The following is a 14,755-nucleotide window of genomic DNA, read 5'->3' on the forward strand; positions in this document are numbered from 1 at the left end:
CGCGGCAGTTTCTTCAGAAGCTGGGGCATTCTTGTTTCAACGGACGGAAAGTGCCAATTAAGGTAGCGGTCGGGTGAAGAACCCATCGCCCATCTTTATTTGACGCCACCGGAACGTCTGCGCTACGTCGAACTCAGCCGTTCAGTCGGCAGCAGACTATCCAGGTACCTGCAATCTTCTATCGCGTTTCAATTAAAACAATATTAATACGGCGCACTTGGCCTCACTTCGTTACATCTTCCTCAGGAAAGGCACACTTTTGGACCTCAGCACGCCACAACATCTTTACGCCATGGTGTCGGCCGAAGTCGATGCCATCCTCCGTGGACTTCAATATGGTTCAAGCGACCAGAACGTATCCGAGGCAATCGGCAATGCACGTGACGTATTCAACAACCTCGCACGCGAACTCGGCACCGATATCGCTTCGCTGCAAAAGAACGCCAAGTGGGAAGTCTTCGAGATCGCCTTTTATGGCGAGACCAATGCCGGCAAATCGACAATCATCGAGATGTTGCGCATTATGCTCGAAGAAGAAGGACGGCGTTCGAACAAGCAGCAATTCAAGCAATTGCAGGCCGAGTTCAACCTGACCGAAGAAGGTATCGCGGCCATGCGGGACCGGGTCGAGCAGTACAAGACGCAGGCCGCCGAGCTGGAGGCGAAACACGACGACATCCTTACAGCCGCCCGGCAGCGCAGTCAGCAGCTGCGTGCCCAGATCGAAGTACTCGGCCAGCAGGTCGTGCAGATCAAGGCGGCGGCACCGCTCTGGCAACGCTTCATCTACCTGTTCAAGCAGTTGCCGGCACAGAAGCAGGCGCGCGAACTGGAACAGGCCTTGAACGACAACGAGGTGCAAGCGACAAGAGCAGCCGCTCCGGCAAAACAGGCCTGGGCCGAAGCGCAACAACACGCCGCAGCGGCGGAAAATGCGCTGGCGCAATCCGAAGGCCAGCTCAAGCAACTGGAGCGGTATGCCGACGGAGAAATCATCGGTGACGGCCGCTCCGACAATACCCGGATAACCGGACGCTACGAATTCACTGTGGCAGGACAACGGTTCGCACTGCTGGACGTTCCCGGCATCGAAGGATCGGAACGGCAGGTCAACGACGAGATCTCGCACGCCATCGAGGCCGCCCATGCGGTCTTCTATGTCACCGCAATCGCATCCGCGCCGCAAAAAGGTGATGACGGACGCATGGGCACGCTCGAGAAGATCAAGTCCCACCTCGGCGCACAAAGCGAAGTCTGGACCATCTATAACAAACGCGCGACCAATCCTGCGGTGCTCGCGAAGAACATCCTGGTGAGCAAGGACGAAGAGGACAGCCTGGCCGCGCTCGACACGACGATGCAAGAGGCGCTCGGCGAACACTACTGCGGCCATCTGGCGATCAGTGCCCACCCTGCTTTCCTGGGCGTGGCCGAGTGCCTGGTTCCCGGCTCGACCAAGGCCAAGAGCCGGGCCAAATTCCTCGACGCCTTCCCTCTGGAGACCTTGCTGGACCGCTCAGGCGCGAGCGCTTTCCGCACCAAGGTCGCTTCAGAGCTGGTCAGCAACAGCGAAGCGAAGATCGTCCGCTCCAACTTCAACAAGGCGCGCCAAGTGGTGGTGGCAGTCGACGACAAGCTGACGGAGCTGCGAAAGGAGACCTTCCAGCCGCTGGCCAAGCGCCTTCACGCCGATGCGCTCGACGCGGAGAAACAGGTCGACCTCGCGATGAATGCGCTGAAGTCGCGCGCCCACTCGATCGGCGCAGAAGCGGTCGACCGCTTCGTCACCGTGACACGCGAGCGGATTTACGAGCAAATCGACAAGGACATCGGCAACGACGATTTCAAGCAGGCGCTGGAACGCTGCCTGCGCCAAGGCCAGGAGAATCTGGCGAAAGAAATGCCGAAGCTGATGCAAGGGGCGCTCGAAAAATTCCAGTCGCAGATCGCCGACGTGATCGATCGTTTCAAGGAGCACGCCAGCGAACTGCTCGAGGCCTACGGCAGCATCGACATGGGCGGCCTCAGCGAACGCTTCGAGCTGAAGATCAAGATCGACAACGGCATCAATATCCCGGGTCTGGTCGGCGCCGTCGCTGGCGCAGCGATCCTGCTCTCGAATCCAGCAGGATGGGCCATCATTGCGCTCGGTGCGGTGACGGCGATCGTCGGTTTGGCCAAGGCCGTGTGGGGCGCCTTCAGCTCAAGTTACCGCATGTCGCAGCAGCGTAAGGCAGCGAACGAAAACCTCAGCCGCATCGAAGACGCGCTGCGCGAGTCGGTGCGCAAGGGACTAGTGGAAGGCTGGCCGCAACTGGAACCGAAGGTCGAGGCGCTGAACGCGGCCGTGCAGGTTCCGGCCGAACAGGTGCGGCAGATCGACACCATCCTCGGCAGCGCGCAGAAACAGCTGAAGACCATCATCAAGACGATCGAAAAGACAGGAGCAAAATAATGGAGCAAACCCTCGACGCATTCAAGTCGCAGCAATCCGATGCCATCGGCATCCTCAACAAGCTGCGCGAGTTTCTCCTGCGGGGCGAAGCGGTCGGCATCGACATCGACCCGAAGCTGAAGGAAAAGCTCGACGCGACCATCGACAGCGCCGCAGGCGAAAAACTCAAGGTCGCGCTGATCGGCGGCTTCTCGGAAGGGAAAACCTCGATCGCTGCGGCCTGGCTGGAACAGCTCGATCGCTCGACCATGAACATCAGTCACCAGGAATCCTCGAACGAGGTCAAGGTTTACCAGGTCGGCTCCGACTTCGAGCTGATCGACACGCCCGGCCTGTTCGGCTTCAAGGAAAAGTTCAACGCGGATATCAACGCGATCGAGAAATACAAGGACATCACGCGCAAGTACGTGAGCGAAGCCCACCTGGTCCTGTACGTGATGGGGTCTGCCAATCCGATCAAGGCCAGCCACCAGGACGACCTACACTGGCTGTTCCGGACCCTGGACCTGCTGCCGCGCACCGTGTTCGTCCTGAGCCGCTTCGACGAGGTCGCCGACGTCGAAGACGACCGCGAATATACCGAGGGTCTGGAGATCAAGCGCCGCAACGTCATCGGCCGCCTGCAGGAACTGATCGGCCTGAGCCCGCAGGAGGCGGCCTCGCTCGCCATCGTCGCGGTCGCCGCCAACCCTTTCGACATGGGTACCGAGCACTGGCTGCAGAACCTGGAAAAATTCCGCAGCCTGTCGCGTATTGCCACATTGCAGAAAGCCACCGCCGACAAGGTGACGATGAACGGCGGACTGGCCTCCGTCATCGGCGAGGCCAAGAAGAGCGTGATTCGCGACGTCCTCGACAAGCAGCTGCCGGTCGCCGTCGCCAACGACGAGAAGATCGCCGCGGAAGTCGCCAAGCTCGAGACCATCAACGTGCGCATGCAGAAGCAACTTACGATTACCGCCGGTGAAGTCTCGGACGTGCGGATCAGTCTGCGCCAGTTTGTCACCGGCTATTTCTCGGACCTGATCCTGCAGGCTCGTGGCACCACCCTGGAAACCTTCGGCGAATTCTTCGAGCGCGAAGTCGGCGCGGGCGGCGTGATGATCGCCACCCGACTGCAGAACGAATTCGAGCGCCGCATCAGTACCGTGACGCTCGAAGTGCAGAAGATGCGGGTCGGCTTCGAGTCGGAACTCAATCACTTCAATGCCAACGTGCGCCAGTACGGTAAACAGGGACTGGATTTCGTCCTGAGCGGCAACCTGATCAACAGCTCGACGGTGCTTGCCACGCGTGACGGAGTCGTCACTGCTGCCAAGTGGATCGGGGTCGACCTCGGCAAGATGTTGAAATTTAAACCCTGGGGCGCCGTGAACATGGCCAAGGGCATCAATGGCGCGCTGTCGGTGCTGGGCCTGGCGATCGAAGCTTGGGACAGCTGGGAACAGGCCCAGCGGCGCGAAGCGTTCGCGAATGCGATCGCCGACATGGTGAAGAATTTCGAGCAGCAGCGCGAGGAACTGCTCGGGCTCGTCAACAGCGATGATTTCGCGGCCAAGTTCTTCCCCGACTATAACGAACTCGAGACGAGCGTCCGCGACATCGCCCAAAGCGTCCGCGAGCGCGAGGCGCAACGCCAGCAGTTCCACGCATGGCGCCAGTCCGGCGAGGCGATCCGCGTCGAGTTCACCGACGTCGCGGCCTGATTGAGAAACCCGTGAACCTGCCCTTTTTTACCGCGCGCGACCCGGACCTGTTGCGCGCCGATACCGGCCGGGATCCGCTCGGCCTTCTCCCCGTGTGGGCCGAACTGGGCCGCCGGCTGGTGCCGATCATCGCCGGCCCGGTCACACGGCTCGACGGCATCAAGGCGGTGCTGGTGATTCATTTCGTCCATGCCCGGCTCTTCGAACGCGACGGCGCCGCCGAAGGCGTGAGCTTCCGCCGCTGCTTCCGCCTGATGGAAGGGCTGCTGGAAGCGTATCTCCACGAAAACGTCCGCCATTGCTTCGGTACGCGCCGCTTCGCTTCCGGCACCGAGTTCACCGTTCGCCGCGACGACAGCAGCACTGCTGTCAACGGCCTGTACCAGTACTACCGCGGCACCTGCGGGCGCGCCGGCCTGATCAACAACGGCATGCTGAGCCCGGAGCCGTCGGACGTGCTCGCCGCCGAATGGGACAAAGGCGCCGACAAGGCACTGCGCAGCGAACTTCTGGCCTGTGCAAAGGACGGACGGCGCACACTCCATCCCCGAACTCTGCTGGACGCCGAACCGCTGCTGCGCCGGTCCCTGGACAACTGCTTCGAATCGGCTGCCCTCAACACCCTGTTGTTCGACCGGCTTTTCGGTAAGGAGCATCACAGCGCCCTTGCCCGGCACTGCAGTACGCTGCGCAAGGAACCGATCGCCGAGGACCACGAACGATATGGGCCTGTCCGCAACTTGGTGGAGCGGCTATCTGCGACCTTGGCCACGGCCGACGCTGATGCGGCTCAGCCACTTGCCGGCCAACTCGAATACGTGCGGCTCTGTGAACCGTTCTTGGTCACGGTACAGGACAGCTTCGACTACCTGCTGCGCAGTAGCGCAACGCGCATCGGCACGGTGGCAGCCGACCTGGCCGCATTCAGCACGCCGATCCGTGAACGGGCCCAGGACTTCCTGAAGCTCGAGGATGTCATGAAGAACCCGCGCAGCCAGCAGTTGATGGCCGTTGCCAGGGCCGCAAACGAGGGCGTATCGCCCTTCCTGCAGGAGGTGCTCGCGCACCACTCCACGGTGGCCGTCGAGCGCGGCCGTGACCCCATGGCGCGTCTGGAAGGATCGCTGGTGCTGGTGCTGACGGCGCCGGATCGCAGCACCGGCGCCATCCTGAAACGCTTGGAAAACGGGTTCCCCTGGGATAACGGCTATTACCTGTCCACCGCGGGCACCCTGTACGCCCAAGCACAGAAAGCATGCCGTGGCTGAACAACAATTCATGCGCAGTGCGCTCGGCAGCATGTTGGGCAAGTTCATCGACGGAAGGCCTGACTACGTCCTGTTCACCAGCTTTACGTTCTCCGCTTCCTTTTTCGAAGACAACGTGCTGCCCCTCCTCTGCGGCACGGACATCAACGATCTCAAAGGCGCATCGCTCACGCGCGACATGCTGAACCGGCAACTTGCCGAGCTCAAGGTCGTGGTCGCCTGCGATCATTCGGCGCACCCCGAACCCAAGGGCAACCTGCGCTATGGACTGATGACGGTCGCGCTCGATCGGGGCCGGTTCCATCCCAAGATCATCCTGATGGCGGGGACCGGCACCAGCGGGCGCAAGGAATTGTGGCTGTCGGTGGCCAGCGCCAACCTGAGTTACAGCGGATGGGGCGTCAACCGCGAGGTGGTCGGCATCACGCCGGTCGCCGCGCAGCACGCGGACGAGTTGCAGCCGCTGCTCGCATGGCTGCTGCGCCAGGCCGAGAGCAAGGTGAGCATGGCCGGCGCAGCGCCGGGCCAGGCTCCGGTCGAGGAAGGCGACACGCGCCATGTGCTGGAACATCTCCTGGCTGCCCTGGGCACGGATCGTCTACCCGCGGGCGAGGCGCGCGATCTGCCGACGCTGCATTTGGCCCTTCCTCCGCAGATTCGAACAAGCCAGGTTTCATTGCTGTCGTCGCTGCTAGGCGGCGACGCCTGGCGCGAAGCGACTGTCATCTCCCCTTTCTGGAGCGACGTTCCCGGATTAATTGCGCGGGCCGAGGCGGACACGCGGGGCGACATTGACTTCCGGCTGGTACCGGCCATGCAGGGTGATGGCTACGCTTTTCCCTCCCTGCGGGAAGTACGTCCAGTGAGCTATGCCCGTTTCGTCGACGAACCCGAACGCTACACCCACGCCAAGGCCCTGCTGCTGGCCGACGAGAAGCACAAGGTGCTGTGCATCGGCTCGGCCAATTTCACCACGGCCGCCCTGCAACACGGCAGCGGCTGGCTTTCGAATATCGAGGCCATGCTCCGCTATCGGGTCGATGTGGATTACAACTGGTCGCGCATGCTGACCGACCTGGCACGGGACGATCGCGCAGGCGCCGACGACGGCGAAGAAGGCGCACCTCCCTTGCCGCCATTCCGTGCCGATATCGTCTACGACTGGCGCAGCAAACACTTCCATTGCAACCTCACGGTCGACCCCGATGCCGGGTTCGCCGACCTGCTGCTGGAAATCGGTCCCCTGACCCATCGCTTCGACTGCCGCCGCCAACGTGAGCACCGGGTCAGCCTGCCCCTACCCCTGCGCCATCCCGTGCGCAGCTACAAGCTGATCTACGAAAGCGGCACCGGGACGATCGTCCACGTCGGCCTGGTCAGCCAGTTGAATGCGGAGGACGATCAGCTCGGCTACCTGCCCAAGCCCCGCCTCGACCAGGTGCTGGCCCTGCTGCACGGACTGGTACCCGGTCGCGTCGATCCACGGTGCCGCGGCGTCGGCGGGGGCGAAGACGAGGAATCCGATCCTGACGGCAATGACAATACTGAGCCGGTGTTCGACTTTTTCGGCTTCTTCCTGGCGACCGACAAGATGCGGCGCTACTACGCCGATCCGCGCCACCGCGACGAGGATGCCCTGGGCACGGGCAACACCAGCATCTACACGCTTTACCGCGCCGTTATGGCGCAACCGGACGCGACGCCGGCAGCGCAGATCGGCCGTTACGTCCAGTTGGCCGAGCTGGCCGAGACCCTGGGCTACCTGCACGCGCTGCGTCCGCAGGCCAAGCCGCGCCCAGCGCGCGCCGAGATCGAAGAGGAAATGCAGCGACTCGAGCTGGCCATTGCGCCGCTGACGGAAGCGTCGCCGCACTGGAGGAATATGTTCGCCCCGCGCCTACCCGATACCCGACAATTCCTGGCGTGGTTCCGCCATGAACTGACACTGAAAACACTCGCACCATGACCACATTGCGCAACCTGCTCCCGATTCCGCTGAACGCTGCGGCCGTGCGCTCGTACATCAATTTCGATGGCGGCGCGCAGGTGGACGTCGAAGGCTCGACACAGGCACAGCTGCAAAGCCGTGGGGTCGCCGTCGTCTGGCATCTGCTCACGACCAAGGGCTACGCCTATCTGGCGGACGAAGTGGGCATGGGCAAGACCCGGCAGGCCTTGGGCGTGATCGCCACGCAGTTCCTGAGCGAGCCCGACTCCCATGTGGTCATCATCTGTCCCGGCAAGACCCTGCAGGCGCAATGGGCGCGTGAATGGGATACCTTCATCCGAACCTGCTACAAGAGCCGCGACGACCGCCTGGTCAGCACGGTCGACGACAAGCCGCTGTATCGCCCGCTGCGCTATGAGCGACTGAGCGACTTCGCCAAAGCCCTGCTGCTCAACGAAGGCCGTATCCACCTGCTGCGCTATTCCTCGTTTCAGCGCCCGGTCCGGTTCGGCCGCAAGGCAGATACCGACACGGTCGACACCATTCGCGCGCAATACGCCGAGAGTCTGCGCGAGATCGGCATCGACGCCCTCGGTGCCAGCGAAACGGCGCTGCTAGCCAAGCCGCGCGGCGAGGACTGGCGTGATTCGCTCACGGAAGGTCTGAACGAAGCCTATGCGCGCCGTGTCGGCCAACTGGTCAAGAGCCGCACCATCAACCTGCTCACCCTGGACGAAGCGCAGTACCTGCGCCATGTCGAGAACCGCCAGAACACCAATCTGGCGCACGTGTTCCGGGGCCATGTCGAGAAGTGGCAATTCCTGAGCGCGACGCCGCTGCACAGCGGCCCGGGCGATATCAAGAGCCTGGACACCTACCTCTGCCGGCAGGCCGATGGCCATGACAAGGGCAAGTCCTGCGCGAGCTGCACCCATCCGGAGCGTCGCCGATGCTCGCAGGCCGCCCACCGCATGAGCGGGGCCGGCGGCGAGCGCACCGACGTGGTCGAGGTCCTCAGGGACTTCATGGTGCGCCGGCCCCGGATGCATATCGATGGCGACGATAAAGCGCACGGCAAGGTCACTTATCGCAGCTACAAGCGGGTGACGACCTCGCCCCTCGGCGATCCCTTCCTGACGCTGACCATAGCGGTGGTGCAGAAGCAGCTGGTCCACGTGCTGAACGGCCAGAGCAACCGTTTCCGCCAAGGCGAATGCTCGTCCTTCGAATCGCTGTCGTCTTCCGTCAAGCGCCTGGTCAAAGACAAGGAAGGCAAGGAGCACGTGCAGCGCGAAATCGACCGCCAGGAAACCACTGGCGGCAAGCCGCCCGAGGAAACGCCGGACCGCAGCCTGATCAACCAGCTCAACACCAGCTTTTTCAAGGCCATGCTACCCGGCGTGGTGCGCGGCGACCCACCCGAGCCAAAATACAATTTACCGCACGCGAAACTGAGCCATGTCTGCGAATCGCTTGCGCACGCATGCCTGCGCGAAGGCGGACTGCACAAGACCCTCGTCTTCGTGCGCCGCATCGATACCGTCAATGAACTGGTGCTGGGGCTGATGTCGCGGTTCCAGGATCAGCTGAACGGCCGCCTCGCAGCATGGCGAGACCTGCTGTCCACACCTGGTGATGGCTTTGCCCGGCGCGAGGACTTGTGGGACTCAGGCGATTTCTGGAACAATGACGACTACGAACCGGTAAGCACCGATGAGCCGCCCGCCGACGAGAACGACTACAGTGATGCCGGGGACCCGCAGGAAGAGGACGAATTGGGCCGGCGCGCCGGAAGCATGCCATATTTCGCAGCGACGAAAAAGGCTTCCGGCAAGCGGGCATCGAACGGCAAGTTGTACTCGTTCCAGTCGCGGCTGCTGACCGCGCCGACACGCGCCGTCCCCTTTGCCGGTTTCCTGCTGCACCGCGCGGCGCATCCCGGTATCGAAGACGCGGTATGGGACAAGGCCGATGCCCACTGGGCCCGGCTGGTCGCCCTCCTGTTCGAGGACGGCAAAGTGCCGGCATGGCTGTCTCCACAGGACGCGGACGCCGAGGCGGACTGGAAGATCGCCACGCTGAAACGTTGCCTGTTGCAGGTGATGCGACACAGTGACCTGCTGGTCGACCTGTATGTCCTCAACCGCTACGTGCGCGGCCTGCCCGGCACGCAGGATGGTGCGTCGCTACCCGAAAAACTGATCGGCCTGCTGGGCTTGGCGAACGACCAGGCCTTGCCGACCGCGCTGCGCACTTACCTGCAGAACTGGATTGCCCGGTTCCGCCTGTGGATCGAGCATTTCGACCTGATCATCGACAAGTGCCTGCGCAACGAAGCGACTTTGGGCTGGAAAGACGTCCACGCCAACGTCGACCCCGCGTTTGCCCGCATGGCGCCCGTGGTCGGTCGTTCGGGCATGCTGTCGAACAAATACGCGGTCACGCAGTTCAACTTCCCAAGCTATCCGAACATCCTGGTGTGTACCGATGTGCTGAAGGAAGGCGTAGACATGCACCTCTTCTGCGATGAAATCGTGCACTATGGCGTGGCATGGACGTCGGGTGACCTCGAACAGCGGATCGGCCGCATCGACCGCTTCGGCAGCCAGATCAGCCGTCGCCTAAGACAGCATCGGGCCAGTTCACTCCGGTCAATGCCGCGCCTGGCCGTCGAATTCCCCTATCTCGAGGGAACACTGGACCGCTACCAGGTGGAACGCGTGATGCTGGCCAAGGTGCAAAGCGATATGCGCATGGATCTCGGCAAGCAGCAGGACGAGCTCGGCCATATCACCATCGGCCGGCTGGATTATCCGTCGGAAGCCTCCGGCCCGTTCGAACAGGCGTTGGAACAATATCCGGATTGCGCGGGCCACCTGCTGCACGGCGAGATCGACGTACCTGGCGCGTTTTCTACGATGGGCGGCAGCCCTGTAGAGAATGTCACGCACGCCCCCGAGCTGGACGCGATGATCGTGCGCAGGGAGCAGTTGATAGCGCATTCCATGCTACGTGCCACGAACGGCGAACGGAAACGCAGTGCCGGCAAACTCCATCTGGAATATCTGCTGCCGCGAGCGCAGCATGGCGCTCATGAGCCGGCTCCCTTACGGAAGAGCATTGCGTTCGCGCTCACGGCATTTGCCGAACCCTGTGGTTTCCACCTCGACCGCCGCTGGAATACGCTGGCGCGCGAAGTCTCCGTCCGCGATCCCTTTGTCGAGAACGGGTACCGGCGCCAGCCGGTGCTGCTCGAACGGCTGCAGGACTTCTACCTGCTGCGCACGCCGGTTGCGAGAGCGGATGGTGTTGCCGCCGACCGCTTGGATGCGCTGATCCTGCAAGAAAACGGCCGCCGTCGCTGGAGCTACCTGGTCAAGGAACAAGGCGTCGTCTGGCTCGTCTGCTTGGCGCTGTCACCCCACGGTTCGTGGCTGGCCAGGCTCTCCGAACGCCTGGCCAAGCTCGGCAACCGCCTGCAGCACCTTCACGCCAATGGCGACGCTTCGGAAGAATGGCAGTACCGTGCCGTAGCAAGCATCGGCGATATCACTGCCGCCCACGCGACATTTTTTTTTCAAGGTAACCTAGAGAATTTCATGACTCCAGAATCTTCCCATCTCGCGGCGCACGGCCGCCTGCTGGCAGGTGCGCAGCAATGGCTGGCCGATGCATTCGATACGGTGCTGTCCATTCTGTACGGGAACGATGACGGCAAGCTGCGCGGCCTCGAAGTGCTGCCGATCAGGCTGCTGCCGAACGGGGTGCTGCACATCCGCAGCGAAGGCAGGGAGCGCTTCAACCTCGAAGCCTACCTGGAGCTCGCATCGGACCGCCAGGACAACGCTGCCGCCCCAGCACCACGCATCGTCTGGCAAGTCGTGGCCAGCACGTCGAGCACCGGCCCAAAGCCCGAACTCCCCTTCATCGAATGGGCCGAGCTGCCCCACATGTCGATGGACGACTGGAAGGGCGAACGCCGTCCGGAAGCCGCCGTCTATTTCAGCGAGACGAACCGGCGTTATGCCGTGCTCTATCACCACCCTGCGATGTGGGATAGCGCCCGCAACGAACTGATCGAGGCCTGGAAAGGCTTGCTGGGCAAGATGACCAGCCAGAAGTTCCAGCAGAAATATGCGCGCGACGCCTTCTTCAAGGCTCTAGGAGCCTAGCAAGAATGCAGTGCCCTGGCGGCCTGACCCAGCAGGCATATGTTCACGAATCATGATCGCCATACCTTCACAACGACGGGCAGAATACAAAACGCCTGCTGAACGATTCAGCTAACTTGTTGCGTCGACCGGTTGAATCCAAGGTCGAACTCGGCCGTTCACTCTGCGGCAAAGCACCGGACCTTGCCGCCCGCAAGTGGCATTTTTACTTCAGAAGCTGGAGCACTTTTGCTTCAACGGACGATCGGCAAGCGCGAGGAGCCGTTTTACAGCGGCATGCCTAGGTTCGCCTTGTCGCTGGCATGCTGCGCGGCATGAAGCCGTCGTGACGGGCCAGCTGCTGTCGCACAAAGCCTTCGCGCGCCGGTGGGCGGCGTGCGAAGGCTTAGCTGGGTCCGGAACGGACGAAGAGGAGGCAACGGTATCGGCGCCGTCGTGAATGAACTTGGCGTTAAACACTGGCCGCCGCGCGCCGCTGGCGCGCGAGCGCGGGGACATTGCCGAGGTGTTGAACGATGCACGCCTGGTCAGGCCACAGGGCCCGCCGCCGTCGGGGGAATGTACCTCGATTCGACGCGCGGCGGGATGGGGCGGATGCCGATTGCGGCGATTGCCAGGCTCAAAGCGCTTCGAATGCGACGGCTCTCACGGCCGTCGCGTCCAATTGCGCTGCAGCGCGTATGGATCCGCTCGAGGCCGGGCGACTGGTTCGGCGCCACACGCTGAAGATTTTTCGCCGCTATGCCCCATCAATTGACTCGGTGTAAACACGATTGTAGGCTTGATAAATATCAAACAACTAACCGGCGTAAGGCCGCGCCGGCGGCGCTGGGCTTGCCGCGTGTCGTGCGCTTCAGGAGCGGACATGGACAACTTCGCGTTGGCGCTGGCGGTTTTTCTGGTGTTTAACGTTCCGGTCGTGGTCTTGCTGATGACGGTCCCGTTCGCGAGGCTGATGAGACAGGCGCTGCAGGAAAAGGCGGCGACCGGCGACGGCACCGGCGCGACAAGCTACAGCCGCGTGACGGGCGCGCTCGGCGCCGTGATGTTGACGACCTTTTTCTGGGCGATCGGCAATCTGGTGCTGGCCGATGCCGTGCTACCCGGCCGTGCGGACCGGATCGCTCCGCTCCTTGGGTCGGTCGACCATTTCTTCTTGGTCGGCTCCGCCTTGTTCCTGCCTTACGCCTTCAACCAGCTGAAAACCCTGTTCCCATGGGGCGCCAGGGCGACCGCGGCATTGGCCGACGCGCAGGCACGCGCCCCGATTTACTTGGCGCCGCCGGCGGCGATTGCGCCGCTGCAGGTCACGATTGCCAACTTGGGCGGCATCGACGACGCCACGCTGCAGCGAACGGTAGCGGCCATCCAGCTGCAGGTCGACCAGCACCTGGTACCGGAGTGGCGTTGTCCGGGGATCCTGACGGCCCGCCGCATGGCGCACTCCGATGTCGCCGCCAGCGTCGCCGGAACGACCGATGCCGTCATCTACCTGGCGAACCAGGCGAACGACCCGCTCACGGGGCTGGAACCGATCGTCGGCATCCACCGCGACGCGGGCCAGGACAAACCATACGGTTTCGTTTATCTGGACAAATGCGCGGAATATAAAGAGGACTGGTCGGTGACGCTCTCGCACGAAGTGCTGGAACTGCTTGTCGACCCGACTGCGGTGCTGACCGTCGATGACCAGAGCGGTGTGGTCGCTAGAGGGACCAAGGTCGCGCTCGAAGTGTGCGATCCGGTGCAGGGCACACCCTACAAAATCGGCGACATCTGCGTGGCGAATTTCGTGAACCGCGCCTTTTTCGGCATGCTCGGGCAGTCGAAAGACATGAACTACCGGGGCATTCCGCAAAAGCCATACATGCCGTTGCCGGATGGCTATGTGCAGGACACCGACACGACCGGTTATAGCTGGCCGCGTTGGGGCGCCGAGGACAGCGATGCCCAGCAGGCGGCGCGAGCAGCGCTCGGCCCGTATCGTCGCAACGCGCGCCGCGCCGCGCGTGCGGCGCCGCCACTGAAGGCTGGCGCCATCGGGATCGTTCGTAGAGGGCAACCAAGGGGAGAACAAGAATGAACATCAAATCGGTGGCAGGCTCGCTCGGCATCGCCGTCGCCTGTGCGGGCTGTGCCTCGGGCATCCAGGTGGCCAGGCTCACGCCGGGGCAAACAGCGACGGGCGTGCCGTGGAACCTCGCCATGACCCAGTACACGGTGACGATCACGCGCCAGCTGCGGCATTGCGGAAACTCGTTGAGCGGAACGGTCACCGTGTCCGCAGTCACCGGCAAGAAAATCGATGACGACCAGCGTTACGTGCTGTTCTCCAATGGCGTGCGCGCCACGGCCGACATCACTTCGACGCTGGCAACCGACGGCACCAGTACCGGCTTGAACGCGCATTCAGAAGACCAGACAGCCACCATTATTTCGAATACGGTGGGCGTGCTGGCTGCGGTCGCAACGGCCGGCGCAGCGGCGGGCGGGCCGCTCCACTTCGCGTGTTCGGCCGACGTCGACAAGGCGCTCGGCGAGTTGTATCCGGTCGCAGGCCGCCCACTGAAGGATGTCGTCGACCAGGAAACCCGTGACGTCGCGTTGGCCACGGCGAAGGTCACGCAGCTGACCACGCTCTACCAGGCGGAGAGCGGACAGAAGGCAGAAATTGCCGCGCCCGCGCCGGCTGCGCCCTCGGCTGCCGCACACGGTGCGCGCCCTAAAAAGGGCCTGCCGCCGCCGGACCCCAGCACGTCGTTGCGGGTGGCGGTCGCGGATCTGCTGAAGAAGCAGGATAAGCTGAACACCGATCAGGCGACGCTCAACGCTGCCTTGAAGGTGGTCACCGCGACCCAGACGGTGATATGGCCGGCGTCGGCGGCGACCACGACGACAGCCTCTTCGTTCACGCTCGATCAGGGCGTGGCAAGCAGCTGGGTCGAGTGGAACGACAAACAAATCCACCGCGTGCCGACCAAGGATTTCGACGTGCACTTGGCGCTCTACCAGAGCGACGGTGCCGGCGGATGGCGCTTGCCGGCTGCGGCGCCATCAACCGGCGACGTCGCGGTTGGCGTGCCGGTTCGGGTACCGCGTCCAGGTCGCCTGCTGGCCTGTACCCTGGGTCCGTGCAAACCGTCTCTGGCCGCGGACTGGGTACCGGACGACACGCAAACACTGCCGCTAGGGCGTGTCTGACTGAT

General features: G+C 63.0%; 7 protein-coding genes. All 7 read left to right on the plus strand.

Features of this window, described 5'->3' with window-relative positions; genetic code table 11:
- Positions 1-259 precede the first annotated feature (259 nt).
- The 7 genes from ACL58G_RS29405 (at position 260) to ACL58G_RS29435 (ending at position 14,750) form a co-directional block, all read left to right on the plus strand.
- Positions 260-2,455, plus strand: coding sequence for an AAA family ATPase (locus tag ACL58G_RS29405; RefSeq protein WP_440964020.1), 2,196 nt, complete (start codon positions 260-262; stop codon positions 2,453-2,455).
- Entirely contained in the window at positions 2,455-4,161 is a 1,707-nt protein-coding gene (locus tag ACL58G_RS29410) for a LeoA/HP0731 family dynamin-like GTPase (protein ID WP_440964021.1), read from the plus strand. The genes ACL58G_RS29405 and ACL58G_RS29410 overlap by 1 nt, the downstream gene beginning before the upstream one ends.
- Before the next feature lie 11 nt (positions 4,162-4,172).
- Complete coding sequence (locus ACL58G_RS29415) at positions 4,173-5,429, plus strand: hypothetical protein (RefSeq protein WP_440964022.1); 1,257 nt, start codon at positions 4,173-4,175, stop codon at positions 5,427-5,429.
- Positions 5,422-7,395 carry a hypothetical protein gene (locus tag ACL58G_RS29420; protein WP_440964023.1) on the plus strand — a complete coding sequence of 658 codons (1,974 nt, stop codon included), beginning with the start codon at positions 5,422-5,424 and terminating at the stop codon, positions 7,393-7,395. The genes ACL58G_RS29415 and ACL58G_RS29420 overlap by 8 nt, the downstream gene beginning before the upstream one ends.
- Positions 7,392-11,549 (plus strand): helicase-related protein, encoded by a 4,158-nt coding sequence (locus tag ACL58G_RS29425; protein WP_440964024.1) that lies wholly within the window; start codon positions 7,392-7,394, stop codon positions 11,547-11,549. The genes ACL58G_RS29420 and ACL58G_RS29425 overlap by 4 nt, the downstream gene beginning before the upstream one ends.
- Before the next feature lie 865 nt (positions 11,550-12,414).
- Complete coding sequence (locus ACL58G_RS29430; RefSeq protein ID WP_440964025.1) at positions 12,415-13,632, plus strand: hypothetical protein; 1,218 nt, start codon at positions 12,415-12,417, stop codon at positions 13,630-13,632.
- Positions 13,629-14,750 carry a hypothetical protein gene (locus tag ACL58G_RS29435; protein ID WP_440964026.1) on the plus strand — a complete coding sequence of 374 codons (1,122 nt, stop codon included), beginning with the start codon at positions 13,629-13,631 and terminating at the stop codon, positions 14,748-14,750. The genes ACL58G_RS29430 and ACL58G_RS29435 overlap by 4 nt, the downstream gene beginning before the upstream one ends.
- The last annotated feature ends 5 nt before the right edge of the window (positions 14,751-14,755 follow it).

The sequence above is a fragment of the Massilia sp. GER05 genome (genome assembly GCF_052056005.1).
Lineage (GTDB): Bacteria > Pseudomonadota > Gammaproteobacteria > Burkholderiales > Burkholderiaceae_D > Telluria > Telluria orientalis.